The sequence below is a fragment of the Sphingomonas paeninsulae genome, from assembly GCF_003660165.1.
Taxonomy (GTDB): Bacteria; Pseudomonadota; Alphaproteobacteria; order Sphingomonadales; family Sphingomonadaceae; genus Sphingomonas_O; species Sphingomonas_O paeninsulae.
Genome location: NZ_CP032829.1, coordinates 220,847 through 246,175, shown reverse-complemented (window position 1 = coordinate 246,175; position 25,329 = coordinate 220,847). Strand labels below are relative to the sequence as shown.

General features: G+C 59.5%; 22 protein-coding genes, 2 tRNA genes and 3 pseudogenes. 24 read left to right on the top strand and 3 right to left on the bottom strand.

Annotation, left to right across the window (positions count from 1 at the left end):
• Nucleotides 1-94: 94 nt before the first annotated feature.
• The 3 genes and pseudogenes from lon to D3Y57_RS06505 all read left to right on the top strand — a co-directional run bounded on the left by lon (nt 95) and on the right by D3Y57_RS06505 (nt 3,083).
• Nucleotides 95-2,490, top strand: a pseudogene (gene lon, locus D3Y57_RS06515) (endopeptidase La).
• Between the two features lie 137 nt (nt 2,491-2,627).
• Nucleotides 2,628-2,900: an HU family DNA-binding protein gene (locus tag D3Y57_RS06510; protein ID WP_121152307.1), complete on the top strand. Its 273-nt coding sequence runs from the start codon at nt 2,628-2,630 to the stop codon at nt 2,898-2,900.
• Between the two features lie 108 nt (nt 2,901-3,008).
• Nucleotides 3,009-3,083, top strand: a tRNA-Val gene (locus tag D3Y57_RS06505).
• A gap of 4 nt (nt 3,084-3,087) precedes the next feature.
• On the opposite strand, the gene D3Y57_RS06500 is transcribed toward D3Y57_RS06505, so the two are convergent.
• Complete coding sequence (locus tag D3Y57_RS06500; protein ID WP_121155548.1) at nt 3,088-3,327, bottom strand: hypothetical protein; 240 nt, start codon at nt 3,325-3,327, stop codon at nt 3,088-3,090.
• Between the two features lie 178 nt (nt 3,328-3,505).
• Here D3Y57_RS06500 and D3Y57_RS06495 point away from each other — a divergent pair, with 178 nt between their 5' ends.
• The 20 genes and pseudogenes from D3Y57_RS06495 (at nt 3,506) to D3Y57_RS06400 (ending at nt 21,445) form a co-directional block, all read left to right on the top strand.
• Entirely contained in the window at nt 3,506-4,528 is a 1,023-nt protein-coding gene (locus D3Y57_RS06495; protein ID WP_239025966.1) for a YeiH family protein, read from the top strand.
• Between the two features lie 95 nt (nt 4,529-4,623).
• Nucleotides 4,624-5,439 (top strand): type II secretion system protein N, encoded by an 816-nt coding sequence (locus tag D3Y57_RS06490; RefSeq protein WP_239025965.1) that lies wholly within the window; start codon nt 4,624-4,626, stop codon nt 5,437-5,439.
• Nucleotides 5,436-7,580: a type II secretion system secretin GspD gene (gspD, locus tag D3Y57_RS06485; protein WP_121152304.1), complete on the top strand. Its 2,145-nt coding sequence runs from the start codon at nt 5,436-5,438 to the stop codon at nt 7,578-7,580. Before D3Y57_RS06490 ends, gspD begins: the two co-directional genes overlap by 4 nt.
• Nucleotides 7,577-9,060: pseudogene (locus D3Y57_RS06480) on the top strand (GspE/PulE family protein). Before gspD ends, D3Y57_RS06480 begins: the two are co-directional and overlap by 4 nt.
• Nucleotides 9,053-10,278, top strand: a pseudogene (gene gspF / locus D3Y57_RS06475) (type II secretion system inner membrane protein GspF). The pseudogenes D3Y57_RS06480 and gspF overlap by 8 nt, the downstream one beginning before the upstream one ends.
• Nucleotides 10,275-11,156 (top strand): type II secretion system major pseudopilin GspG, encoded by an 882-nt coding sequence (gene gspG / locus D3Y57_RS21325; RefSeq protein ID WP_121152303.1) that lies wholly within the window; start codon nt 10,275-10,277, stop codon nt 11,154-11,156. The pseudogene gspF and the gene gspG overlap by 4 nt, the downstream one beginning before the upstream one ends.
• Nucleotides 11,143-11,505 carry a type II secretion system minor pseudopilin GspI gene (gene gspI, locus D3Y57_RS06465; RefSeq protein WP_239025964.1) on the top strand — a complete coding sequence of 121 codons (363 nt, stop codon included), beginning with the start codon at nt 11,143-11,145 and terminating at the stop codon, nt 11,503-11,505. Before gspG ends, gspI begins: the two co-directional genes overlap by 14 nt.
• Nucleotides 11,502-12,116, top strand: coding sequence for a type II secretion system minor pseudopilin GspJ (gene gspJ / locus D3Y57_RS06460; RefSeq protein WP_121152301.1), 615 nt, complete (start codon nt 11,502-11,504; stop codon nt 12,114-12,116). Before gspI ends, gspJ begins: the two co-directional genes overlap by 4 nt.
• Nucleotides 12,113-13,093 carry a type II secretion system minor pseudopilin GspK gene (gspK, locus tag D3Y57_RS06455; RefSeq protein WP_121152300.1) on the top strand — a complete coding sequence of 327 codons (981 nt, stop codon included), beginning with the start codon at nt 12,113-12,115 and terminating at the stop codon, nt 13,091-13,093. Before gspJ ends, gspK begins: the two co-directional genes overlap by 4 nt.
• Nucleotides 13,090-14,163: a type II secretion system protein GspL gene (gene gspL, locus D3Y57_RS06450; protein WP_121152299.1), complete on the top strand. Its 1,074-nt coding sequence runs from the start codon at nt 13,090-13,092 to the stop codon at nt 14,161-14,163. Before gspK ends, gspL begins: the two co-directional genes overlap by 4 nt.
• Nucleotides 14,160-14,639, top strand: coding sequence for a type II secretion system protein M (locus D3Y57_RS06445; RefSeq protein ID WP_121152298.1), 480 nt, complete (start codon nt 14,160-14,162; stop codon nt 14,637-14,639). Before gspL ends, D3Y57_RS06445 begins: the two co-directional genes overlap by 4 nt.
• A 58-nt stretch (nt 14,640-14,697) precedes the next feature.
• A complete protein-coding gene (gspN, locus tag D3Y57_RS06440) occupies nt 14,698-15,327 on the top strand; it encodes a type II secretion system protein N (RefSeq protein WP_162987007.1) in 630 nt (209 codons plus the stop codon).
• A gap of 56 nt (nt 15,328-15,383) precedes the next feature.
• A tRNA-His gene (locus tag D3Y57_RS06435) sits at nt 15,384-15,460 on the top strand.
• A gap of 29 nt (nt 15,461-15,489) precedes the next feature.
• Nucleotides 15,490-16,539, top strand: coding sequence for a Glu/Leu/Phe/Val family dehydrogenase (locus tag D3Y57_RS06430; protein WP_121152296.1), 1,050 nt, complete (start codon nt 15,490-15,492; stop codon nt 16,537-16,539).
• A 46-nt stretch (nt 16,540-16,585) separates the two neighbouring features.
• The gene (ccmC, locus tag D3Y57_RS06425; protein WP_121152295.1) at nt 16,586-17,302 is read left to right on the top strand and encodes a heme ABC transporter permease CcmC; all 717 of its coding nucleotides are present in this window, start codon (nt 16,586-16,588) and stop codon (nt 17,300-17,302) included.
• Nucleotides 17,303-17,411: 109 nt separating this feature from the next.
• Entirely contained in the window at nt 17,412-17,840 is a 429-nt protein-coding gene (ccmE, locus tag D3Y57_RS06420; protein ID WP_121152294.1) for a cytochrome c maturation protein CcmE, read from the top strand.
• On the top strand, nt 17,837-19,765 hold the full coding sequence (locus D3Y57_RS06415) for a heme lyase CcmF/NrfE family subunit (protein WP_121152293.1): 1,929 nt from the start codon (nt 17,837-17,839) through the stop codon (nt 19,763-19,765). The genes ccmE and D3Y57_RS06415 overlap by 4 nt, the downstream gene beginning before the upstream one ends.
• Nucleotides 19,762-20,286 (top strand): DsbE family thiol:disulfide interchange protein, encoded by a 525-nt coding sequence (locus D3Y57_RS06410; protein WP_121152292.1) that lies wholly within the window; start codon nt 19,762-19,764, stop codon nt 20,284-20,286. Before D3Y57_RS06415 ends, D3Y57_RS06410 begins: the two co-directional genes overlap by 4 nt.
• Nucleotides 20,287-20,387: 101 nt before the next feature.
• Nucleotides 20,388-20,780: a cytochrome c-type biogenesis protein gene (locus tag D3Y57_RS06405; RefSeq protein WP_121152291.1), complete on the top strand. Its 393-nt coding sequence runs from the start codon at nt 20,388-20,390 to the stop codon at nt 20,778-20,780.
• Nucleotides 20,780-21,445: a tetratricopeptide repeat protein gene (locus tag D3Y57_RS06400; RefSeq protein WP_205590093.1), complete on the top strand. Its 666-nt coding sequence runs from the start codon at nt 20,780-20,782 to the stop codon at nt 21,443-21,445. Before D3Y57_RS06405 ends, D3Y57_RS06400 begins: the two co-directional genes overlap by 1 nt.
• Before the next feature lie 30 nt (nt 21,446-21,475).
• On the opposite strand, the gene ald is transcribed toward D3Y57_RS06400, so the two are convergent.
• Nucleotides 21,476-22,573: an alanine dehydrogenase gene (gene ald, locus D3Y57_RS06395; protein WP_121155546.1), complete on the bottom strand. Its 1,098-nt coding sequence runs from the start codon at nt 22,571-22,573 to the stop codon at nt 21,476-21,478.
• Nucleotides 22,574-22,725: 152 nt separating this feature from the next.
• Between ald and D3Y57_RS06390 the strand changes: the two genes are divergently transcribed.
• Entirely contained in the window at nt 22,726-24,663 is a 1,938-nt protein-coding gene (locus D3Y57_RS06390; protein ID WP_121152290.1) for a potassium transporter Kup, read from the top strand.
• Here the strand turns inward: D3Y57_RS06390 and D3Y57_RS06385 are convergent.
• Nucleotides 24,660-25,286, bottom strand: coding sequence for a carbonic anhydrase (locus D3Y57_RS06385; RefSeq protein ID WP_121152289.1), 627 nt, complete (start codon nt 25,284-25,286; stop codon nt 24,660-24,662). The two genes, D3Y57_RS06390 and D3Y57_RS06385, sit on opposite strands and share 4 nt — an antisense overlap.
• Nucleotides 25,287-25,329: the final 43 nt, after the last annotated feature.

Genomic DNA, 25,329 nt, shown 5'->3' with positions numbered 1-25,329 from the left:
CTTAGGCGCGAAGCATAACCAATCTGTTAATCAGGGACGGGGCTGCGCTGTTCTGCGGATTGCAGACCGGCTTTGCACCGCCCATATGGCGAATATGAGCAAGAACTATCCCGTCCTTCCGTTGCGCGACATTGTCGTGTTCCCCCAGATGATCGTCCCCCTGTTCGTGGGCCGTGATAAATCGGTTGCCGCTCTCGAAGCGGCGATGGAGGCCGACAAGGAAATTTTCCTTGTGGCGCAGCTTGACCCTGCGAACGATGATCCGGGCCGTGACGATGTCTATGACCTTGGTGTCGTGGCAACCGTTATGCAGCTGTTGAAGCTGCCCGATGGCACCGTGCGTGTGCTCGTCGAAGGCGGGGCGCGGGCGACGCTCTCTGCGCTTGATGAGAGCGGCGAATTCCTGACGGCGACCGTGGCGTTGGTCGAGGAGCAGGAAACGACCAGTGTCGAGACTGCGGCGCTGATGCGGTCGGTGGTCGATCAGTTCGACAATTACGCCAAATTGAACAAGAAATTGCCCGCCGAAACATCGGTTCAACTTGGCGAGATCGAGGACGCGAGCCGTCTGGCCGATGCTGTCGCCGGGAATATTTCGGTGAAGGTCGCCGACAAGCAAGCGCTATTGGCAGAGGGCGACCCGGCCAAGCGACTCGAGATGGTGTTTGCCTTTATGGAGGGCGAACTGGGTGTGTTGCAGGTCGAGAAAAAGATCCGCACTCGCGTAAAGCGCCAGATGGAGAAAACCCAGCGCGAATATTATCTCAACGAACAGTTGAAGGCGATTCAGCGCGAACTCGGTAACGAGGGCGAAGATGGTGAAGGCGATGAGATCGCCGAATATACCCAGAAAATCGCCACGATGAAGTTGAGCAAGGAAGCGCGGACAAAGGCGACTTCGGAGCTGAAAAAGCTGAAGACGATGCAGCCGATGTCGGCCGAATCGACGGTGGTGCGCAACTATCTTGATGTGTTGCTGGGCCTGCCGTGGGGCAAGAAGTCGAAGCTGAAGCGCGATATCGCTGCGGCTCAGGCTGTGCTGGACGATGACCATTATGCGCTGGAGAAGGTCAAGGATCGGATCGTCGAATATCTGGCGGTTCAGGCGCGTACCAACAAGCTGAAGGGGCCAATCCTGTGCCTCGTCGGTCCTCCGGGCGTGGGTAAGACTTCGCTTGGCCGCTCGATCGCCAAGGCTTGCGGGCGTGAGTTCGTGCGCCAGTCGCTGGGCGGCGTACGTGATGAGGCTGAAATTCGCGGACATCGGCGGACGTACATCGGGTCGCTGCCGGGTAAGATCGTCACCAATCTGAAGAAAGCGGGGACGAGTAATCCACTGTTCCTGCTGGATGAGATTGACAAGCTGGGACAGGATTTCCGTGGCGATCCGGCGTCGGCTTTGCTTGAGGTTCTCGACCCCGAACAGAACGGCAAGTTTCAGGATCACTATCTGGAGGTCGATATTGACCTGTCGGACGTGATGTTCGTGACGACTGCGAATACGCTGAACCTGCCACAGGCGTTGCTCGACCGCATGGAGATCATCCGGCTTGACGGTTATACCGAGGACGAGAAGGTCGAGATCGCCAAGCGGCATCTGATCGAAAAGCAGGTCGAGGCGCATGGCTTGAAGCCGACCGAGTTCGTACTGACAGATGAAGGACTGCGCGCGCTGATCCAGAACTACACGCGCGAAGCCGGGGTGCGGACGCTGGAGCGGGAGATCGCGAAACTGGCTCGGAAGGTTTTGCGTCAAATTCTAGAGAAAAAGGTCACTGCGGTTACGATCACGCCAGAGAATCTGTCCGAATTCGCGGGCGTGCTGAAATATCGGCATGGGCTGGGCGAGGAAGAGAATCAGATCGGTGCCGTTACGGGGCTGGCATGGACCGAAGTGGGCGGTGAATTGCTGACCATTGAGGCCGTCACCGTGCCCGGTAAGGGCAGGTTCGGACGACGGGTAAGCTTGGCGAGGTAATGACCGAATCGATCCAGGCGGCCCTCAGTTACGTAAAGGCGCGCGCTCCTTCATACGGCATCAAACCGAGCCTGTTCGCGCGCAAAGATATCCACATCCATCTGCCCGAAGGTGCTGTGCCAAAGGATGGTCCATCGGCGGGTATTGGCATGGTCACGGCGATGATTTCGACGTTGACGGGCGTTGCGGTTCGTCGCGACGTGGCGATGACCGGCGAGGTTACGTTGCGGGGCAGGGTGCTTCCTATCGGCGGCTTGAAGGAAAAGCTGCTCGCTGCGCTGCGTGGCGGGATAACCACGGTGTTGATCCCGCACGAAAACGAAAAGGATCTGGTCGAGATTCCTCCAAATATTCGCGAGGGGTTAAAGATTATCCCGGTGCGCCATGTCGATGAAGTGCTGGCGCTCGCGTTAACCGAACCGTTGCTGGCGATCGAATGGAGCGAAGCTGATGAATTGGCGGCACAACCCCCGCACGTTCATCCATTAACTGAAGAGGCCGTGCGGCACTGATCCTTGTAACGAATTGGGGCGTCTGTGCTGTTTAACAGGCGTCCTGGTTTTTTGTTTTGACAACACTCGCCCGGAAAGCGTTACTGCGCGCCGATCAAAGTCGATTCCGTAATTGTACATGAAATTTGGGGGTTCGGATGAACAAACAGGAACTTATTGCGTCGGTTGCCGATGTTGCGGGCCTATCAAAAGGCGATGCTATCAAGGCGGTTGAAGCCGTTTTTGAGCAGATTCAGACATCGCTGAAGCGTGGCGACGAAGTGCGGCTGGTGGGTTTCGGCACATTTTCGGTGACAAAGCGCAAGGCATCGACAGGGCGCAATCCGCGCACCGGCGAGCCGATGACGATCAAGGCTTCCACGCAGCCGAAGTTCAAAGCGGGCAAAGGTTTGAAGGACGCCTGCAACTAAGGTCCTTTACAATGGGTCCCCGTCGCGGCTAGCGGCGTGGCGTCGGGCGGCGCGAAAACGCTGCCCGACCTCGTTTAGACGGGCCATGTTTCTGGCCCTGATCGGCGGGGGCGCGTAGCTCAGTGGTAGAGCACACCCTTCACACGGGTGGGGTCGCAGGTTCAATCCCTGCCGCGCCCACCACGGGCTAGAGCGAGCGGTCTTCCCGCCGCTGCTCCTTCTCTCGTGCCCGTCTTTCTTTCTTTTCGCGCTTTTCGGCTTTGCGATCGGCGCGCCCGCGGTTTCGGTCGGCCTCTTCCTGACTGGTCGTTGTCCAATCGACCGCTTTGCCAGCGACCTTGAAGGGCGCGGTCACGACCGTTTTTACCGTACTCACGCAGCCAGTGAGGGCGATTAGCGCTAAGGGAAGCAGGAAGCGTTTTTTCATGCCGCGCATATTATCGATTGTTCGCGGAAAATCGAGCGCCGTGGACGTTCGCTAAGGTTTGATCCCTCGCTTTGCGCTGTTTAGTTCGGCGCGCGAGCCGGGTTAACGGCAAGCGTAGGCAGATCAATTTTTTTTTGCCATAGCGTCGTCTATGGTGTCATCGCACAAAGTTCCGGCCGTGGCAGATCTTTACGGTGATCTGCTCGAAACCGTGCCAGATGTCAGCTACCCCCTGAGCGCATATTTCCCCGGTCTTGCAATTACTGTGCTTGCTTCGCTGGCCGCTGCTTACTTGTCCGAACATTATGGCGCGCCGCTGATGCTCATGGGCCTGTTGATCGGCCTGGCGTTCAATTTCGCAAACGGCGATGCCCGCTTGCATCCCGGCCTCGGCTTTGCGTCGAAAACGCTGTTGCGCTGGGGCATCGTGCTGGTCGGCCTTCAAATTACGTTCGGACAAATCGCAAGTCTTGGCTGGGTCGCTCTTGGCGCAATTGTAGCCATGGTGGCGATCGTAACGCTTTCAGGAGCCGCCGCTGCGCGAACGATCGGACGTGGCGCTGCGTTCGGTACGTTGGCCGGGGGCGCGGTGGCGATATGTGGGGCGTCGGCGGCATTGGCGATTGCATCCGTGCTTGGCGAGAAGCGAGCAAGTCAGGCGCAACTGACACTGGTTCTGGTGGCTGTATCGGCTGCCAGTGCGGTGGCGATGTCGTTGTACCCCGCGCTCGCACACTCACTGCATCTCAGCGACAAGCAGGCGGGTTTCCTGATGGGAGCATCGATTCATGATGTAGCACAGGCGCTTGGCGCGGGTTATTCATATTCGCCGGAAGCAGGTCAGACAGCGACGATCGTGAAGCTTACGCGCGTGGCGTTGCTTGCCCCGGCGCTTACGGTGGTCGCGCTGGCCTTTCCGGCGGAAGGCGAAACCAAGCGTGGGCTGATTGGCTTGCCGTGGTTCGTCCTCGGGTTCCTGATCCTGTGCGCGATTCATTCGCTCTTTATCGTGCCGGAGCCAGCGCTGGTCGGGGCAAAAAGCGCGACCACCGCACTGCTGTTGCTGGCGGTAACAGCCACCGGCATTCGATCACCTATGAATCTTTTGCTCGAACAGGGCTGGCGTGCATCGGTGCCCGTGATCGTTGCGACGCTGATTTCATTTGGTCTGGCGCTACTCGCGGCACTGATGCTCGTTTAATCCACCGACGCGGATAATTGTGTATCGCGCACTGGCGTGTTCCGACCTAAACGAACAGGCAGACGACTGGGGGACGACGCAACCGTGCATATTGAATGCAATTGACACTGGCAGCGTGGCGCGCCCGGATGATTCCGAAAATGTCGCGCCAGTTCCCTTACGGCTGGATCGAGGCGGTGTTGACAGCGATATTGGCGATTCAGTGCGCACGCTTGATCTGGACTGCCTTTGCGCCATTGGGACCGGTGGGAAACTGGGAAGCGCAGTCGTTGCGTTCGTATTCCAATAAAGCCGATGCGCTCAAAACTTTCGATCCATTTTTTCGGATGTCAGCCCAGTCGGGCAATGCAGTCATCACTAGCCTCCCCCTGAAATTATATGGTGTACGGTTGGACGAAGCGACCGGTCACGGATCGGCTATTATCGCCACTCCTGACGGCGTTCAGCAAAGTTTTGCGATCGGTGATGAGGTGATGCCGGGGATACGCCTGAAATCGGTAGCGCGAGATAATGTGACAATCGACCGTGGCGGATCGGCCGAGCAATTGTTTCTGGATCAGTCAGTGCCTGCCCCGACTGCGCAGCCCGCATTCGGTGCCAATAACGGTTCATCCGATCGGCCAGTGTTGGACACGGGCACTCCCGCTTCACAATCGGATTTCATTTTCACGCCGCGGTTCGAAAAAGGAATTATCACCGGATTTGCCGTTGCGCCCAGGCGATCTATCGAGCCATTCCACGCCGCAGGATTTTTACCGGGGGATATTGTGACGCAGATCAACGGGGCGAGCTTTGATTCTCCACAAGCCGCAGAACGCGCGATAGCCGGGTTACCCTCTGGGGCGCCGATTGCTGTCACTGTCCAGAGAGCGGGAAAAACCATGGCTTTCATTCTGAAGTCGCGCCCGTGAGGCGATACGCAGCACTGTTAGCTATCGCGCTCGCCACCGCCGCCCCGGCGCAACAGGTTCTGAATTTGCGCGATGCCGATATACGCGCATTCATTCAGGATGCCGCGCGGGTCACGGGACGGACCTTTATCATAGACAGCCGGGTGGTCGGTAAAGTTTCCGTCGTCACCGACCGGGCGCTTAGCCGGTCGGAATATTTCGAGGTATTCCTGTCAACCCTTCGCGCCAATGGACTGGTTGCGGTGCCGACGGGCAATGGAGCCTATCGCATCCAGCCAATCGACACGGCATCGTCGCAGCCGGGGCGCGTGGGGTCGCTGGGGGCGTCGCGCAACAGCTTCGTCACAGAGATTTTCCGGTTGCGGTCGGTCGATAGCGCAAATGTAGTCGAAACGATCCGGCCACTGGTGAGCAAAGAAGGGTCTGTCACCGCCAACAAGTCCGGCAATAGTCTGGTCGTCGCCGATTATGCCGACAATATCCGCCGTATCCGCAGCGTGATCGGGCGGCTGGACACCGACAGCGCGTCAACCCGTGTGATCCTGCTGAAAAACGCTGGTGCCCGAGAGATTGCGTCGTCGCTCCAGACGCTGGCTGGAGCGGGGGCCGATGTGCGGGGCAATGTAACGATCGTTGCCATCGATAGCTCCAATTCGATCGCATTGCGTGGTGATCCGCAGAGCGTGGCACGGTTTACAGCGATCGCTGCCGACCTCGATCGCAATGCCGCGACAGGTTCGGAAATTCGCGTTATCTTTCTGGAACACGCCGACGCTGAAAAACTGCTTCCAGTGCTTCAGACATTGGTGGGACAGGCAACTTCGGTGACTCAACATGTCGTGTCCACCGAATCGCGAGCGCTGCCGGGTACGAGTGCTCCGCCTGCCGCCCCGATAGCGACCAATGGCGGTAGTTCGGGGACTACCGGTGGTGGGAATGGCCGGTCCGCTGCAATCATCGCGCGCTACGAAGGTGCCAACGCGATCATTATTTCAGCATCGAAAGAGACGCAGCGCACACTGGGCGAAGTTATCCGCCAACTTGATTCGCGCCGCGAACAAGTGTTGGTCGAGGCGATCATCGTCGAAATATCGGACACGACGGCGCGCAAACTTGGCATACAATTGCTTGCCGGTGGCGCGAACGGGGGCGCTTTCACCACATATTCCAACGTTGTGCCGAGCATTGTCTCGATCGGATCGGCACTGCTATCCAATCGGCTGAGCGGTGGAACAACGACCACCACAACCGTCAACGGCACGACCACCACCACATCGAGTGGCAACACGACCAGTGAGGCGCTGATCCAGAATGGCCTGACCTCGCTTGGCGGGGCAACCGGTGGGACCGGCGGCTTCGTAGCGCCGATCGGCAACGGCAATTACCTTGGCGCGATCATCAATGCTGTGTCGCAGGATAGCACGTCGAATCTACTGTCCACGCCATCCGTCGTCACGCTCGACAATCAGGAGGCCAAGATCCTCGTCGGGCAGGAAATTCCGATCACGACGGGAGAAGCTTTGTCGGGCAATTTTGACAACGCATTTCGCACGGTACAGCGCCAGAACGTCGGTATCCAACTGGAAGTAAAGCCGCAAATCGGCGCAGGCGGCGCAATCAAACTCTTCTTGCGTCAGGAGGTTAGCTCGATCTCGGGACCGGTCGCGACGAATTCGTCCGATCTTATCCTCAACAAACGTGAAATTCAGACGACGATGACGGTGGACGACGGGCAGATCATGGCGATCGGCGGTTTGCTCGACGACAATGAACGGCGGACCATCGAGAAGGTGCCGCTGCTGGGCGATATTCCTGTGTTGGGCGAGCTTTTCCGTTCTCGGACCAAATCGCGCGGGAAGACCAATCTGATGGTATTCATCCGACCGACGATCCTGAAAACCGCAAGTGATGCGCAGGCGCTGTCTGCGCGGCGTTATGCGACGGTCCGGAATCAGCAACTGTTGCAAAACCCGGATAGTGAGCCGTCGATCGATGAGCTGCTGCGTGAATATATGGGCGTCGAGCCGCCGCTGATGCCGGCAGCGATCATCGACCCCGCCCAGCCTGTCGTGGTTCAGTCGACAACATCGACCACCACGATCAGTCCGTTGCCCGTTCCGCCAGCTCGGCGCAAAAGATGACAGAGGTGCTAACCTTGCCGGTTACAGCCATTCCATATGGCTTTGCGCGCAAGTTCGGCGTCGTCCTGCAACCTGGCGCTGACGGGCGAATGTCGGTGGCGCTGCGTGAAGGGGCCGATCCCCGTGCCTTGCTCGAAGTGCGCCGCTACCTTGCGCAGTCGTTCGACGTGACTTTTGCCGATGCGCCTGCGTTCGATCGGCTCTTGTCCGACAGTTACAAGATGGACGGTGAAGCTGCCGCCATGGCGATGGGCTCGCACGACATCGACGCGCTGGCGAGTGGGATACCAAGTGCCGACGATTTGCTCGACACCGCCGATGACGCGCCGGCGATCCGGCTGATAAACGGGATCATCGCGGATGCAGTCAGGCAGGGCGTCTCCGATATCCATGTCGAGCCCTATGAAACCGGCCTGGTCGTGCGGATGCGGATCGACGGGCTGTTGCGCGAGACTTTGCGGATGCCTCCCCATGTCGCGCCCGTCATCGTTAGTCGGATAAAGGTGATGGCGCGGCTCGATATTGCTGAACGACGAGTGCCGCAGGACGGCCGAATTTCGCTGACGCTTGGGGGCAAACTGCTCGATGTCCGCGTTTCTACTTTGCCAAGCCGGGCGGGTGAGAGGGTCGTTTTGCGCATATTGGACAAGGAGAATGCAGGCATTGATCTGGATGGGCTGGGGATGGCGCCAGCTCTGAATGCGCTGCTCCGCGATGCGTTTACCGAACCCAATGGCATCATCCTCGTTACCGGGCCGACGGGGTCGGGCAAGACGACTACGCTTTATGCCGGGTTGCGGCTGCTGAACGATGGCACGCGAAACATCCTGACGGTCGAGGACCCGGTCGAATATGCGGCGGACGGGGTGGGCAGACGCAGGTTAATCCAAAGGTTGGGCTGACGTTTGCTGCCGGACTGCGCGCCATTCTGCGTCAGGACCCCGACGTCGTGATGGTCGGGGAAATCCGCGACCGTGAGACGGCCGAGATTGCGGTGCAGGCCTCGCTGACCGGGCATCTAGTGCTGTCGACGGTACACACGAACGATGCCGTTGGCGCGATCACCCGGATGCGCGACATGAAGATCGAGCCGTTTCTGCTGGCTTCGACGCTGCGTGCCGTGATTGCTCAAAGACTGGTGCGGAGGCTGTGCCCCGTTTGCTGCAATTCCATTGAGGCAAGTGCACCGGTTGCAGCGGTCATGAGGTTCGAAGTCGGCACTGTCATTTGCGAACCGGTTGGCTGCGCACAGTGCGGCGGCAGTGGGTTCAAGGGGCGTATCGGCGTTTTCGAAGCAATCCGCATCGACGAAACGATCCGTCGCCTGATCAATGAAGGCGGAGATGAGATGGTGATCGCCCGTCACGCCTTTGCCAATGCCCCAAGCCTGGGGGCGGCGGCGCGGGAGCTGGTTCGGCAAGGGCTGACGACGCCCGAGGAAGCCGTGCGAATATCGCGCCACGGGTCTGACGATGGCTGACTTCGACTTTCTCGTCCTGGACAGCGCGGGTCGCGAACGGCGTGGGTCTATTGCCGCCGTCAGCGTGGAAGATGCGCGGTCGCGGCTCGATCGGAAGCGGTTTTATGTCGTGTGCCTCGAACCTTCGGGACCAGAAGCGACGCGGCCTAAGCCTCTGCTGACTCTTGGAAGAGTCAGTCGTAAAAGATTGTCTAACAAGGAGTTAACCTTGTTTACCCGGCAACTTGCGACGCTGGCGCTGGTCACGCCGCTGGAAGAGGCGCTGCGCACGATCGCGCGCCAAAGCGAGGCAGACACGCACCGTTTCGTACTCGATCGCGTCCATGCTGGCGTTGTCGAAGGGCGACGAATGTCGGATGCAATGGCGCGTGAGCCCAAAAGCTTTCCGCCGCTATATCGAGCGATGATAGCGGCTGGCGAAAGCGCAGGCACGTTGCCGCAAATTCTCGAACGGCTGGCCGATCTTCAGGAACGGCAGGCTGCCATTCGCGCAAAGATTACCACCACGCTGGCTTATCCGATCGTTTTGGCAGTCGTTGCTGGTTTCGTGGTCATGGCGCTAATGGTCTTCGTCGTTCCAAAGGTCGTCGATCAGTTCGACTCGGTGGGTCAGCAACTTCCCTTACTGACTCGCATCGTCATGGGATTTTCGGGATTCCTCGCCAGTTATTGGTGGGTGCTGTTGCTGCTCATCGTCGCAGCCTTCGCGCTCGGTTGGCGCGCCATGCAGGATGAACAAATCCGCCTGCGCGTCGATACCGCATGGCTCCGGCTGCCGTTGATCGGTCGCCTTACGCGAGATCTTCACGCCGCGCGTATGGCTCGCACATTGTCGACCATGGTTGCCAGTCGATTGCCTCTGCTGGAAGGGCTGGTCCTCACCGGAAAAACGATCCGCAACCGCCGTTTGCGCAAGGCTTCGGAAGAAATAATCGAGGGCGTTCGGGGGGCGGCAGCCTTTCCGCCGCCTTCAAGCGCACGGCGTTGTTTCCGCCACTATTGGTATATCTGACGGCGTCTGGAGAGGCTTCGGGCCAACTCGACACCATGCTTGAGCGCGCAGCCGATTATCTGGAACGTGAGTTCGACGGTTTCACCGCAACCGCATTGTCGCTGTTAGAACCGGCGATCATCGTCATCATGGGCGCTGTGGTTGCGTTGATCGTGCTATCGATCCTGCTTCCCATTCTTCAACTCGAAACACTGGCCGGCACATGAACCGTCAACGAAACTTCCAACCTCCACATCATCATTCCGAAAACGGCTTTACGCTTGTCGAACTGATGGTCGTGATCGTGATTATCGGCCTGCTTACGACGATCGTGGCGATTAATGTGTTACCGAGTCTCGGCAAGGCGAATGCGCAGGTTGCAAAGACCGACATTGCGACGCTGGACCAAGCGGTCGAACATTACCGGATCGACAATAATGCATATCCGTCCGGTGCGCAGGGGCTTCAAGCACTCGTTGCGTCGCCGAATAGCAGCACGACGGGTGGTTATATCAAAAAGCTTCCAAACGACCCTTGGAAGCGACCGTATATCTATACATTTCCGGGGCAGCATGGGGCGTTCGATATTTCGACGCTTGGTGCCGATGGTGTGGCCGGGGGACGGGCGAAAATGCCGATATCGGCAACTGGCAGTAAAGTTCGCATCCCCGAACAGGGTTTTACATTGATCGAGTTGATGGTCGTCGTCGCGATCATCGGTATCGCGTCGGGTGCCGTCGTGCTTGCGATGCCCGATCCGGGCGGACGTGCTCGTGTCGAGGCGGAGACATTTGCGGCACGTGCCATCGCGGTGCGCGACGATGCCATCGTGGAATCGCGCGATATGAGCGTGTGGGTGACGACCGACGGCTATGGCACATCCCGGCGTCGACGCGGGGGCTGGCAAGCTGTCGACGTCAGGCCATTCGATGCGCGGCGATGGAAACCGGGAACGACCGCGATTGTCGACGCCAACGGTACAAAGCGCGCGGTGTTCGACACTACGGGCGCGGTCGTTAACCCGGTAACATTCACCATTGTTCGAAATTCTGACCGGGCCACTGTCTCTATCAGCGGGGATGGAGTCATTCGTGTCGGATCGTGAACGCGGCTTCACGCTTATCGAAATGCTTGTCGCACTCGCCATATTCAGCCTTGCGGCGCTCGCGTTACTCCGGCTTGAGGGGGTGACCATGAACTCGACGGCTTTATTGGCCGATCGCTCGATTGCACAGACAGTCGTTCGAAATCTGGCCGTCGAAGTGCTGAGCGACCCATCGGCACCAAGCTTTGGTCGCGCCACGGGTTCGGTCATCAATGGTGGCCGCGAATGGAGCTGGACCCGCGTCGTTACCCGCACCGATGACGTTCGAATTGCCCGCGTCGATTTCACCGTGGTCGATGACAGGGGGCGGGCAAGTGGGAAGCTTTCGCTGGCGAGAGCGGTGCAATGACGCTTCCCGCAGCCCCCCAATCCGCCGAAAATGGTTTCACGCTCGTAGAGCTTATGGTGTCGCTGTTCATCTTTGGGCTGATCGCTGTGGCGGGTGTTTCGCTTCTGACGTTCAGTGTCCGCGCTCAGGCTTCGGCGTCAGCAAGACTGGACGACATGGCGCAGGACCGACGGCTGTCGGCGTTACTTACCAGCGATCTGGCACAGGCGCTGCCCCGTATTTCGCGTGCCCTGAATGGTGATCCGGTTCGCGCGTTCGCGGGGACCGATGGCAGCAGAGACGGGCTGTTGATGGGATATGTTCGCGCAGGCTGGAGCAATCCTGACAGTAGCGCCCGCGCCGGTATTCAGCGCGTCGATATCGTGTTGGACAAGGGACGCATCGAGCGACGTGCCTATCCGATGACGGACGGCACGATGCCTGCAACTACTATCTTGCTCGCGGACAACGTCGAAAGTGTCGGTCTTCGCTACCGCGAGAAAGCGGGCTGGCGTCCGGCCTGGGACACCAGCCGTCTGGACCAGATGCCGCGTGCGGTCGAATTGACGATAAAGCGCAAGGCCCATGCTGCGCTGCTGACGGCGTTCCTTGTCGGCACAGCTTATCCATGAAGCACGCCGCTCCACCAGAGGAACAAGGCGCGGCTCTGCTTTCGGTGCTGCTTCTGGTCGCGATCGTCGCAGTGTTGGCTGCTGCCAGTCTCGAAAAACTTAAACTTGCCACTCATCTGGCAGGTAATAGCAGCGCGATCGATCAGGCGCGTGCCTATGCGATGTCGGCCGAAACGGTGTCGCTCTATCGGATTGGTGATCTGCTTCAACGCGACACGGCAAAGACCACTCTGGAAGGCAATTGGGCGAACCGTGACGTTAATTTCCCGATCGACGGCGGCTCTGCTTCGGCCCGGCTCACCGATGGCGGCAACTGTTTCAACCTGAACGGAATGGTCCAAAAACAGTCCGAAAACAGCTATGTCGTTCGCCCGGAAGCCGTCACGCAGTTTGCGCGTTTGATGGCGTTGCTGGAAATTCCAGCAGCGGATGCGCGCCGAGTCTCGATTGCCACCGCCGACTGGATAGACAGCGATTCCGTGCCGCAGCCGGGAGGCGCCGAAGATGAGAGCTATGCAACCGCTACCATCCCGTATCGAACGGGTAATACGCTAATGGTCGACCCAAGTGAGTTGCGTGCCGTTGCCGGGGTTACGCCCGCGCTCTACACCCGCGTTCGACCTTTTCTCTGCGCGCTTCCAATGGCCGATATGTCCCAGATCAATATCAACACCTTGCTGCCGGCTCAGGCACCCCTGCTTGCCATGATGGTGCCCGGCCTCGACTCCGCACGCGCAAAGGCGATCATCGACGCGCGACCGGCTGGTGGGCACAGCGACCTCGTCAAGTTTTGGGAGCAGTCCGACCTTCGGGGAACTTCGGACTTCTCAAAGCAGCAGCTTGGTCTGCGGTCGCGCTGGTTCGGGTTGCATATGCTGATCGAATTGACCGGCGCAGAGCTGGAAGAAAATGCGCTGATCGACGCGGCGCTCCAGCCTGCGAAGCTCGTTCGCCGCAGTTATGGCGAAGCGACGTGACGGGAAGGACCGTCGTCATCTTCATGGGGCAGCCCACACGTTGGTCGAGCATCGCAGACGGTCGGATAAACGGTCGTGGAGAGGGCTTTCCATCGCCTGACGAAGGCACGCGGATCGTTGGGGTCATTCCTGCGTCCGATGTCGTCGTGCATCAACTTGTCCTACCCAATCTGACCGACCCGCAGGCCCGGGGTGCAGCGCGGCTGGCAGTCGCCGAGAACAGCGTTTCGCCCATCGCCACGCTCCATGTCGCCGTCAGCGCAAGCATCGACGGGGAACGAACCGTCGTCGTGCTGGATAGCGGCCGGATAGCTGGATATTTGGGTGAACTTGGTGCGCGGGGCATTGATCCCGATGCGATCATTGCAGCGCCCCTGATCGTTGAGCGGCCCGATATCGGCTTCATTGTGGCGGATCTGGGGTGGGAAACGATTATCCGGGGCCGGGATGGAGCATTTGCTGACGACCCGGTCCTGACGCCTTTGCTAACGGGCGGGCAAATCGTGACGCTCGACTCAGGCGAAATCGATGCTGCGATCATCGCTGCTGCGGCCGCTCCCGAAGTCGATTTGCGACAGGGTTCGTTTGCGCCTCGCCGTCGCTGGGCGGTGGATGCGGCCCGGTTCCGCCGGATTGGATGGTTGGCAGCGGCTTGCCTAGCGATGCTGATCGTGTCGCCGATCGTCCAGCTTGTCCATTTGAATGGGGCTGCGCGGAATATCGAAGCGCGCAATGTTGGAGTTGCGCAATCGGTTCTTCCGGTCGGTCTTGTGGTCGCCGATCCGCTTGCGCAACTCGACGAACGCTTGGCTGCGTTCGGTGGGGCGGGGGGCGGCTTCCTGCCACTGGCCGATGCCGTTGCATCGGCGGCTAGCGCTGCTGCGAATGTCGAGGTGGGCGCAATGAGCTTTGACACAGCGGGCCTGCACTTCAGCGCCCATGCAACCACGTCCGCTGAACTCGCTTTATTCGAAACACGAATGGGGGCCTTGGGGTTGATCGTCACGCCCGTGCGGGGTGTTGTCGGGGGTGATCGCCCGACGAGCGACTATACGGTGCGGGCACGATGATCGATCGGTTGAAGGTTTATTGGGCCGCTCGCAGTGAGCGCGAACAGGCTCTGCTTGCAATCATGTTTGCGCTGCTTTTTGCGGTTATTCTTTGGTTTGGGGTCATTGCACCGCTGAGAAACGCGCGGGTCGAGGCGAAGGACCGACTAGACCGGGCCACGGTCGTTTCGGGTCGGGTTTCCGCACGAGCTGACACTCTCCGTCGTGCAATCCGCACAGCGCCGCCTTCACTTGGGACATCGCTGAAGGTTGCCGTTGAAACTGCCGCGACTCAGGCGGGATTCGCGCCATCGCGACTGGACCCGCAGGGAGATGACCGCGTCGATGTTGTAATATCATCGGCTAAAAGTCAGGCTCTGTTTCCGTGGCTCGCCACCCTCGCGCAGCGCGGTATTTTTGTCGAGAAATCGGCGATACGACCCAATAGTGACGCCAGCCTCAGTTTTGAGGCGACGTTAAGGCTGCGGCGACCATGACCCGTGTCCGCGCGATCTGCTTGTTCGGTGTCATACTCATCGTGGCGCTGATTGTTCTGTGTCCTCTTGGTGCCGGTATCGCTCTGTCGGGGCTCGACAAAACGGGACTCACTGCTCGGGGGCAAGTGGGACGATCTGGTCGGGATCGCTCACCGATGCCAGTTTTGGTCCCGTCCCGCTCGGCGATCTTAAAACGGGTTTGCGACCGCTGGCATTGCTGGCGGGTCGCGCTGAATTTGGGATGTCGGGCAACGCGGGAGAGGGCCGTTTGATCGCCGCACATGGGCTGACCGGCATTGCGCAAGTCGCCGCTAAACTTAATGTTGCGCAGGCTTTTGCGCCGCTTTCACTCGATAGTTTCAGTCTCAATGAAGTCACCGTGACGTTTAGCGGCGATCGTTGCGCATCTGCCGATGGTCGTGTCCGGGCGACTTTTTCGGGCGAACTTGGAAGAACGGAATTGGCAGTACTGACCGGCACCGCGCGCTGCGATGCGGGCGAGCTGATTTTGCCACTGGTCAGCCAGTCTGCCTTGCAACGGCTTACCCTGCGTATTTCAGGACAGGGCCAGTGGCGTGCTGTGCTGGCGGTTCGCACGACTGACCCGGCAACCATCGCCAAACTGGCTTCAAATGGCTTTGCGCCACTCGCGGGTGGATATGTCCTGCACCTTTCCGGTCGCTTGTGACTTGACGGTATGACATGCTCGCGCGTAGGGCGACGACCGCGTTAAAGCGCCTTGTGGCGATCGTAGCTCAATTGGTTAGAGCGCCGGTTTGTGGTACCGGAGGTTGCGGGTTCAATCCCCGTCGATCGCCCCATTTCTTTTATAGTATCGAGGGCACACGTCATGGTCGCCGTTTGGGATTTGGCCGATTTCGACGATCATGAGGGCGTTCACCTGTTCCGCGACCGGGACAGTGGGCTGACAGCCATCATAGCAATTCATTCCACGGCTCTCGGTCCCGCTGCAGGAGGCACCCGGCTCTGGCACTATCCGAATCGCGCCGATGCAATCACCGACGCGCTGCGTCTGTCGCGCGGGATGAGTTACAAGAACGCGATGGCTGGACTTCCGATGGGCGGCGGAAAAGCTGTTATCCTTGCTGACGCCAATGCGACGAAAACAACCGAGATGATTGCTGCGTTCGGTCGCGCAATCGAATCGCTCGGCGGTAAGTACGTGACGGCCGAAGACGTTGGCATGAACGACGCCGACATGGTCGCGATTGCGCGTGAAACCAAATTTGTTTCAGGACTGCCAGTGGGTGGTAATGCGGCAGGTGGCGACCCCGGTCCCTATACTGCGCGTGGCGTATTCCTTGGTGTGAAGGCTGCAGCCAAGCATGCACTGGGAAGCGATGACATGTCGGGCGTTCACGTCGCCATTCAAGGCGTGGGCAGCGTCGGCGGAGGGCTGGCCCGCCTGCTGGCTAAGGAAGGCACCAAGCTGACGATCGCCGACGTATCGCCCGGTCGCGCAAAGGCGTTGGCGGATGAGCTTGGTGGCACCGCAGTTGCCGCCGCTGACATATTGACCACCCAAGCCGATATCCTAAGTCCTTGTGCACTGGGCGCGATACTGACTGCCGAAACGATTGCCGCATTGCGCGTGCAGGTCGTTGCGGGTGGGGCGAACAACCAGCTTGCAACCCCTGACGATGGCGATCGCCTCCATGCTCGTGGTATCCTGTTTGCGCCTGATTACGTGATAAACGCAGGCGGAATCATCAATGTCGCGCTCGAATATCTGGGGCAGGGCGACCGCGCAGAAGTTGAGGCTCGCGTTGATCGGATTCCCGGTCGTTTGGAGACGATATGGGCTGAAAGCGCGGCCACCGGCGACACCGCAGCCCGCGTTGCGGATCGCATGGCTCAGGCATTGATCGGCCGCGCATAAGAACGCCCGTTGCAGATTTCAGGCGGTTCGCTAGACGAGGCTTTCAATGCACGCCCTCGCTAATCCCACGCGGTTCCTGAAACTCGCGCGCCCGTTGACGGGCGTGTGCGGCATCGTAGGTGCCGTGCTGATCGCGCTGGGTACCTATGGCGGGCTGTTCGTCACGCCGCCGGATGCGCTGCAGGGCGAAACCGTCCGTATCCTTTACATTCACGTGCCAGCAGCGTGGCTCGGCATCGCGGGCTGGTCGAGCCTAACGCTAGCCAGCATTGCGCAACTCGTATGGCGGCACCCGCTTGCCGGAGTGGCTGCACGGGCAACCGTCCTTCCGGGTGCGGTTTTCACGGCTATTTGCCTCGCCACCGGTTCGATCTGGGGTCGCCCGACATGGGGAACATGGTGGGAATGGGACGGTCGCATGACTTCGATGCTCGTCCTGCTATTCCTGTATTTCGGTTATATCGCGCTTGCCGACGCGAGCGAGGAACGCACCAGCGTCAGCAAGGCCGCTGCGATCTTCGGCATCGTCGGGGCGGTAAACATTCCGGTCATCAAATTCTCTGTCGTCTGGTGGAACTCGCTTCATCAGGGCGCGTCGATTACATTGTCGGGGTCAAAGATTGCACCGGAACTGCTTTGGCCGCTTGGGCTCACGACGCTGGGTTTCACCCTGTTGTTTGCCGCCATCGTCCTGATGCGGATGCGCACCATCCTCGCGCAGGCAAAGTCCGAAGCACGCATGGCACGGATGGCGCGCGCATGAACCAGTGGGCATTCGTGACGGCGGCCTATGTCGTCGCAATCGGAGGAACCGTCGCGATGACTTTATGGGCCTATGTCGCGATGCGCCGCGCCGAACGGAAGGGCGAGCGATGAAGGCTAAGCATCAACGCCTGATACTCGCCGTTGTTGCCGTCGTTGCGCTGACCGGATCGAGCCTGCTCGCGATGTCGGCGCTGAAGGATCAGGCGAGTTATTTCTACGCACCTGGCGATATCGCCCGCCAAGGCATTCCGGCGGGTGCGATCCGGCTTGGTGGCATGATCCCGATGGGCGGTATCGTGCACCAGCCCGATGGCGTTACCATCGATTTTACGGTTAAGGATGAGACCGGCACCGTACCCGTTCGTTTCCGTGGCATCACGCCTGCGCTTTTCAAGGAAGGTTCCGGCGTCGTCGCAGAAGGAAGCTTTGTTGGCAAAACGTTCGTCGCGACCAACTTGCTGGCCAAACATGATGAGAATTATATGCCGCCAAAGGCTGCCGGGACCGAACACGTCACAAAGACGCTGAAGGAATGATCGCCGAAGCGGGTCTTGCCGCCCTTTGGATTGCCGCCGCGCTGGCGCTGCTGCAATTTGTCCTGGGTGCGATGGGTTTGAATGACAGCCGCGCTGAACTTCGCGCTGGTGTTCGTTCGGTCGCTGTCGTGCAAGGGCTTTTTGTCGCACTCGCATTCGGGCTGCTGATAACCTGTTTCCTACGCTCGGATATGTCGGTGAAACTGGTCGTCGAAAACAGCCATTCAATGAAGCCGTGGCTTTATAAGTTCGCCGGAACATGGGGTAATCATGAGGGGTCGATGCTGCTCTGGGTTGCCGTTCTGGGCATCGCAGGCGCGGCGGTGGCGATATTCGAACGGCGGCTGGATGATGCAACGCTCGTAGCCACACTCGCCGCTCAGGCACTGATCGCGTTCGGGTTTTACGCTTTCCTGCTGTTCGCATCCAATCCGTTTGCGCGCCTGAACCCCGCGCCGATCGAGGGGCTTGGCCTCAACCCGTTGTTGCAGGACCCGGGCCTCGCGTTCCACCCGCCGACTTTGTATTTGGGTTATGTCGGCATGTCGATCGCGTTCAGTTTCGCGGTCGGGGCGCTAATCACGCGTAAGGTTGATGCGGCGTTCGCCCGCGCGATGCGCCCCTGGGTGCTGGGAGCGTGGATATTCCTGACGCTCGGGATCACCGCAGGCAGCTATTGGGCCTATTACGAGCTTGGCTGGGGCGGCTGGTGGTTCTGGGACCCGGTCGAGAATGCCTCGCTGATGCCGTGGCTTGCGGCGACCGCGCTGCTCCATTCGGTGACGGTCCTGGCCACGCGTGACGGGCTGCGCGCATGGACGGTGATGCTGGCCGTGGTGGCCTTTTCAATGAGCATGGTCGGCACGTTCCTTGTGCGTTCGGGCATATTGACGAGCGTCCACAGTTTCGCCGTCGATCCGACGCGCGGCAGTTTCATCCTTGCGCTGCTGTCGCTCTATATCGGAGGCGCGTTAGCCCTGTTCGCTCTCCGCATTGGTACGGTGAAAGAGGGCAACCAGTTCGATCTCGTCAGTCGCGAAGGCGCACTGGTGGCGAACAACTTGCTTCTTTCCGCGATACTCGGCGTCGTCGTGATAGGCACGCTGTATCCACTGGCAGCAGAGGCAATTTCGGGAACCAAACTTTCGGTCGGACCGCCTTATTTCAATGCCACCGCCGGCCCTATCGCGCTTGTGCTGGTCATTGTCATGGCGCTTGGCCCGCTCACGCGCTGGCGCCGCGATAACCTTAAGGCCGTCGTCTCGCGTGTCGCTTTGCCAGTCCTGATTTGCGCGGTCGCCCTGTTGGCAATGGCGGCGTTTGCGCCTCCCATCGGTATACTTCCGTTTCTCGGCATTGTGTTGGCCATCGGCGTCGGGGCGGCCAGCCTTGCGCCGTTATGGAAGCGAAATCTGCGCCGTACTCCGCTGTTTACCTACGGCATGGTCGTCTCGCATCTGGGCATCGCGGTGGCGTTGGCAGGCATGTCGACCGAGCGCGCCTTTATCAAGGAAACGCTGGTCGCGGCCCGCATCGGCGACACTGCGAACGTCGGCCCCTACAAGATCAAATTCCTGGGTATCGAACCGATTGCCGGGCCAAACTGGACCGCGCTTGAAGCAACGTTGCAGGCCCAACGTGGTGATAATTTGCCGTTCCTGATGAAGCCCCAGGCCCGGATGTTTTCCTCGCCGCCCACTGAAACCAGCGAGGCCGCCATCGCCACGCGCCTTGATGGGCAGCTTTACCTCGTTTTCGGTAAGGGCGATGGGACTGGACGCTGGCAGTTGCGCCTGTGGTGGAAACCGATGGTCACCTTGATCTGGCTGGGCGGCGCAATGATCGCCTTTGGTGGCATGTTGTCGCTGATCGGGCGGATGCGGCGCGAATGGGGCCAGAATGACCGCAAGGCTTACGGGGTATGAAGCGTTTTTGGCTTTGGGCACCGCTGGCGATGTTCGTGATCTTCTTCGGGGTCGTTGCGAGCGGACTGTATTCGCCCGACGACCGCAACCACCCATCGAAGATGATCGGGAAACCGCTTCCGACGTTTGACCTTCCTGTTGCAGCGGCAGACCGTCCGGCACTGTCGTCCCGTGACTTTACCGGGCAGCCAAAACTGCTCAACGTCTTTGCAAGCTGGTGTGTGCCCTGCATCGCCGAAGTCCCGATCCTGACTCAACTGTCCCAGCAGGGCGTGATTGTCGAAGGTGTCGCAATCCGTGATCGGCCTGCGGACGTCGACCGATTCCTCCGGCAGAACGGCAATCCCTATCATGCGATCGGATCGGATGTGGATTCGTCGATCCAGTTGGCGATTGGCTCGTCGGGCGTTCCAGAAACATTCGTTATCGATGGTAAGGGAGTCATTCTGCACCAGCATATCGGAGCCATTACGGCTGAGGACGTGCCCGCAATTCTGGCAGCGTTGAGCGCTGCGCGGTGATAGTTTCAGATACTCTCTTCCGAACTATTGTGTCGACTGACGGCCCTACGGCAAGCAGTCCCTCTACTGTGCTCAGGAAAAGAGCAGGATGGACTGCTGCGATGCTTTCCTTGCTGCTGATTTCGAATCCGGCTCATGCCGACTCTTCGATGCCGAAGGCTCATTACGCTGACACTCAGCTTTCTGACCCGAAACAGGAGGCCGACGCCCACGCGTTGATGGAATCGGTCCGCTGCCTCGTTTGTCAGGGGCAGTCGATCGCCGACAGCGATGCCGAACTCGCCGCTGACATGCGCGCGATGATTCGGAAACGGATCGCCGCAGGCGAAAAGCCCGAGGCGATCCGTCACTGGTTGATCGAACGCTATGGCGACTGGGTTAGCTATAAGCCGGTGCTCGACGCCGCGACTGCGCCACTCTGGATTGCTCCATTCCTGCTAATTGCGGCAGGTCTTTGGCTTGCGCGCGGTCGTTTCCGAAAGAGAAAACGCTGATGGGCTGGATCATTCTCGTTGCGCTGGTGGCAATCGCATTTGCGTTGCTGACCCGCTTTGGGAAACTGCCGCGCACTACGCTGGAATTGCTCGGGGCAGCGCTGTTGCTCGGGATCGCTGGTTATGCGTGGCAAGGCAGTCCGACACAGCCCGGCTCGCCCGTCACCTCACGCGAGGCTGCAGGAAAGGTCGATACGCAGGCCATGATCGCCCAGCGCAGGATGCGGACGGGCGCGGGCGACGAAGGTGCGTGGCTCGATATGGGAGACGCGTTGAGTAGGGTAGGGGCCACGCAAGAGGCAGTTCTCGCCATGCGCAGCGGGATTCGGGATCATCGGAATAGCCCTGATCTATGGGTCGGTCTTGGCAATGCGCTCGTTGCGCATGGGGATGGCCTGATGTCGCCGGCTGCGACCTTCGCATTTCAGCACGCTGCCAGCTTGTCGCCCGAACATCCCGGACCGCCATTCTTCTACGGGCTTGCGCTGGCTCAACAGGGCAATACCGAAGAGGCTGGCAATGTTTGGCGCGGACTGCTCGCGCGGACGCCAAAGGACGCGCCCTGGAGGGCCGATCTGGTCGCGCGGTTGACCGCTATCGGGGGAATGCCGACGCCCCGGCCCGTGGTTCCGGGAGCGGATGTTCCACAGGTTCCCAAGCGTTAGGTTCCGCGCCCGGTCTTCGATCTCGGTTCCTTAAGGAAAAAATGGCAGATCGAGTGCTTCGGCGACTGCCTTGTGCCTGATTTTCCCGTCTGAAACATTCAGGCCCGCCGCAAGGTGCGGATCGGCCTGCATTGCCGCCTCGGCACCCAGTTTTGCCAGTCGCAACACGAAAGGCAAAGTGGCGTTGTTGAGTGCAAATGCCGACGTTCGCGCGACGGCACCGGGCATATTCGCGACGCAGTAATGAATGACACCTTCCTCGACGAACACGGGGTCATCGTGCGTGGTCGCATGGCTTGTTTCGAAACACCCGCCCTGATCGATAGCGATATCTACCAGTACCGACCCGCGCTTCATTGTCTTCAACATTTCGCGCGTCACCAGCTTTGGAGCCGCCGCGCCCGGAACCAACACCGCACCAATGACCAGATGTGCCTTGGCGACAGCTGCAGCGATCGCGGCTTTCGACGCGTAAGCGGTTTTGATCTGGCTCGAAAAGAACATGTCGAGTTCAGCCAACCGGTCGTTGTTGATGTCATAGATGGTAACGTCGGCGCGCATCCCCACCGCCATCTGTGCTGCATTCACGCCCGCAACACCGCCGCCAAGGATCGCGACTCGTGCAGGAGCCACACCGGGAACGCCACCCAGCAAAACACCGCGCCCGCCCTGTTCCTTCTCCAGGTAATGTGCGCCGACCTGAACCGACATCCGTCCTGCCACTTCGGACATGGGTTTTAGCAGAGGCAGGGCACCCGACGGTGACGTCACTGTCTCATAAGCAATGCAAGTCGCGCCGGACTTCATAAGTCCCTCTGCCTGCGGTTTGTCGGCGGCCAGATGAAGATAAGTGAAAAGCAGATGCCTCGACTCGAGCATCGCAATCTCGCCGGGTTGGGGTTCCTTTACCTTCACGATCATGTCGCTTTGGGCGAACACCTTAGTAGCGTCGGGCAGGATAACGGCGCCCGCGGTTACATAATCTTCGTCGGCAAAGTCGATGCCCATGCCTGCCTGTGTCTGCACATTTACAACATGACCAGCCGCCGTCAGTTCCGAAACCGATGCCGGGGTGAGGCCGACGCGATATTCGTGGTTTTTGATTTCCTTTGGGACACCGACACGCATTGCAACCTCCAGCGTAATAATATTGCGTTGGTATAACGACATGAACACACCATGTCTTGCAATTGCGTGCCTCCTGCCGAAGTGCTAGCGGCCCGCCCGACCTATCGTCGCCGTCTGTGGCGCAACCTCCGAAAGGCTGGGTTCACACCCGCATGTCGACTAGCGCCATTTCTAACCCACCCGCCCAGTCCAAACCTTCTTTCGATGATGGTGAGCACGGTGAGGGACATCATATCACCGGCGGCATCCCCAAACTTGCGCTTGGCGCGATTGGTGTCTGCTATGGTGATATCGGTACGAGTCCGCTTTATGCGATGAAGGAGGTCTTCATCGGCCACCACAAGCTGGCGGTTGATCCTCTCCACATTTTCGGCGTGCTCAGTCTGATCTTCTGGTCGCTGCTTCTCGTGGTGACGCTCAAATACATTTTCATCATCCTTCGTGCGGACAACAAGGGCGAGGGAGGCAGCCTGGCGCTTCTCGCCATGATCCAGCGTCGGACGGGTGGCGGGCGCTGGGGAGCCAGCCTCGTGATGCTGGGCGTATTGGCAACCGCGCTGTTCTTTGGTGATTGCATGATCACGCCCGCAATCTCGGTGCTTTCCGCGGTCGAGGGGCTGGTTGTAGTCGAATCTGGCTTCGCGCCGTTCGTGCTGCCCATTTCGGTCGGTATCCTGATCGCGCTTTTCATGATCCAGTCGCGGGGCACTGACATGATCGGTCGCTTTTTCGGCCCAATCATGACGGTCTATTTTATTGTGCTCGCAGGTCTGGGCATTCTCAGCATCGTGGAACGACCAGACATTTTGTGGGCAATGAATCCAATGTGGGCGTGGCGGTTCATCGAACACGACCCTAAACTCGCGTTCCTCGCGCTGGGTTCTGTCGTACTCGCGCTGACCGGAGCCGAAGCTCTTTATGCCGATATGGGCCATTTCGGCCGCCGCCCCATCCAGGCGGCATGGGTCTGGCTCGTTTTTCCCGCGCTGCTTCTGAACTATGCCGGGCAGGCCGCATTGCTGCTCCACACACCGTCTGCTGTCGAAAATCCATTCTTTCTGATGGCACATGAGGACTGGCGGTTGCCGCTGGTCATCCTCGCCACCGCCGCGACAGTCATCGCCAGTCAGGCCGTCATCACAGGTGCGTTCTCGGTCGTCCAACAGGCAGTCCAGCTTGGTCTTATGCCGCGCCTCAAGATCGAGCATACGAGTGCATCCGCACTCGGCCAGATTTACGTACCGACGGTCAACTGGGCTTTGATGATTATGGTCGGGCTGCTCGTCCTGACGTTCCGTGAATCGTCCAATCTCGCGGCCGCTTACGGGATCGCAGTGACCGGCACGATGTTCATTACGACCTGTATGCTCGGTGTGCTGGTATTCCGTGTCTGGAATTGGCCAAAATGGGTTGCGGTGCCGGCGTTGACTTTGTTTCTGATCGTGGATTCGCTGTATTTGGCTTCAAATCTGACCAAGGTTCCCGATGGCGGTTGGGTTCCATTGTTGGTCGCACTGGTCGCGTTTACCTTGCTCACCACTTGGGCAAAGGGTCGCCAGCTAATGATCGCGCGGATGAAAGAGGCCGCCATGCCGATCAAGGTATTCGTATCGTCCGCAGCTAACTCCGCCACGCGGGTGGCCGGCACGGCTGTATTTATGACTTCCACACCGGACGGTGTTCCGCACGCGCTTCTCCATAATCTGAAGCACAACAAGGTGCTTCACGAGCGTGTCATCCTGCTAACCGTGAAGATCATGGATGTTCCCTATGTCGAGGAGGAGATCCGTTGTCGGCTCGAAGACCTCGGCGAAGGATTTCATCGTCTTGTGGTCAAATATGGCTTTATGCAGGAACCCGACGTTCCGGCAGCGCTTGCCCGGCTAACCGGCTGCGGCCCGGCGTTTAAGATGATGGACACAAGCTTCTTTCTTGCGCGTCAGACGCTGCTGCCATCAGCCCGTCCGGGAATGGCGATATGGCGCGAAAAGCTGTTCGCATGGATGCTGCGGAATGCGGAAAGTGCGATGGAGTTCTTCCGCCTGCCGACCAATCGAGTGGTCGAACTGGGAAGTCAGGTCGAGATCTAAGCTGGCGAAAATGCTCCGGTGGCTTCGTCCAGCAACCACAGCACGCCATCGGCAATTGCGAAATAGCTCCCGCGCAGTTTGAGCGTTCCGGCTGCCTCACGCTCTGGAATGCACGGAAATGTCCGCAAGTTGGCGATGCTGACCTTCACGGCCTCCATCTCAAGCGCGCGAACCGCCTCTGGCCCGTGCCCGTATTCCGCAATGATCCGGTCACGCGCGTCGTCCAGCAGGTCGATCCAGTGCGCGATGAAGCCGCCTTCGCCCGCACGACTGTGTTCGAACTGGCGCGTCATAGCGGCTGCGATGCCCCCACAGCCACCGTGACCCATGACCATGACCTCCGCCACCTCAATCTGCGTTACAGCAAACTCCAGGGCGGCGGACACGCCATGTCGGCCGCCGCCAATTTCGAATGGCGGTACAAGATTGGCGATGTTGCGGACAACGAACATCTCACCGGGGGACGCGTCAAAGATCGTCGTCGGATCGACTCGGCTGTCGGAACAGGCGATGACCATTGTCCGGGGCTTCTGCCCGTTTGCCAGTCGTTCCCAGCGCTCCTTTTCATGCGCCCATTGTTGCGTGCGAAAGCGGCCATAGCCGTCGAGAAGAGCATCGATCATAATGTTTGCCTAGTCGGTGATCGCCAGGGGTGGCAACCCACCG

Bases quoted from the DNA above. Each gene is read 5' to 3' on its own strand.
- D3Y57_RS06500 (WP_121155548.1), bottom strand. From the start codon at position 3,327: ATGAAAAAACGCTTCCTGCTTCCCTTAGCGCTAATCGCCCTCACTGGC.
- gspK (WP_121152300.1), top strand. From the start codon at position 12,113: ATGAAGCACGCCGCTCCACCAGAGGAACAAGGCGCGGCTCTGCTTTCG.
- gspG (WP_121152303.1), top strand. From the start codon at position 10,275: ATGAACCGTCAACGAAACTTCCAACCTCCACATCATCATTCCGAAAAC.
- ccmC (WP_121152295.1), top strand. From the start codon at position 16,586: ATGCACGCCCTCGCTAATCCCACGCGGTTCCTGAAACTCGCGCGCCCG.
- D3Y57_RS06405 (WP_121152291.1), top strand. From the start codon at position 20,388: ATGCTTTCCTTGCTGCTGATTTCGAATCCGGCTCATGCCGACTCTTCG.
- D3Y57_RS06490 (WP_239025965.1), top strand. From the start codon at position 4,624: ATGCAATTGACACTGGCAGCGTGGCGCGCCCGGATGATTCCGAAAATG.
- ald (WP_121155546.1), bottom strand. From the start codon at position 22,573: ATGCGTGTCGGTGTCCCAAAGGAAATCAAAAACCACGAATATCGCGTC.
- D3Y57_RS06400 (WP_205590093.1), top strand. From the start codon at position 20,780: ATGGGCTGGATCATTCTCGTTGCGCTGGTGGCAATCGCATTTGCGTTG.
- D3Y57_RS06390 (WP_121152290.1), top strand. From the start codon at position 22,726: ATGTCGACTAGCGCCATTTCTAACCCACCCGCCCAGTCCAAACCTTCT.
- D3Y57_RS06385 (WP_121152289.1), bottom strand. From the start codon at position 25,286: ATGATCGATGCTCTTCTCGACGGCTATGGCCGCTTTCGCACGCAACAA.
- D3Y57_RS06415 (WP_121152293.1), top strand. From the start codon at position 17,837: ATGATCGCCGAAGCGGGTCTTGCCGCCCTTTGGATTGCCGCCGCGCTG.
- D3Y57_RS06510 (WP_121152307.1), top strand. From the start codon at position 2,628: ATGAACAAACAGGAACTTATTGCGTCGGTTGCCGATGTTGCGGGCCTA.
- ccmE (WP_121152294.1), top strand. From the start codon at position 17,412: ATGAAGGCTAAGCATCAACGCCTGATACTCGCCGTTGTTGCCGTCGTT.
- D3Y57_RS06430 (WP_121152296.1), top strand. From the start codon at position 15,490: ATGGTCGCCGTTTGGGATTTGGCCGATTTCGACGATCATGAGGGCGTT.
- D3Y57_RS06410 (WP_121152292.1), top strand. From the start codon at position 19,762: ATGAAGCGTTTTTGGCTTTGGGCACCGCTGGCGATGTTCGTGATCTTC.
- gspJ (WP_121152301.1), top strand. From the start codon at position 11,502: ATGACGCTTCCCGCAGCCCCCCAATCCGCCGAAAATGGTTTCACGCTC.
- D3Y57_RS06445 (WP_121152298.1), top strand. From the start codon at position 14,160: ATGATCGATCGGTTGAAGGTTTATTGGGCCGCTCGCAGTGAGCGCGAA.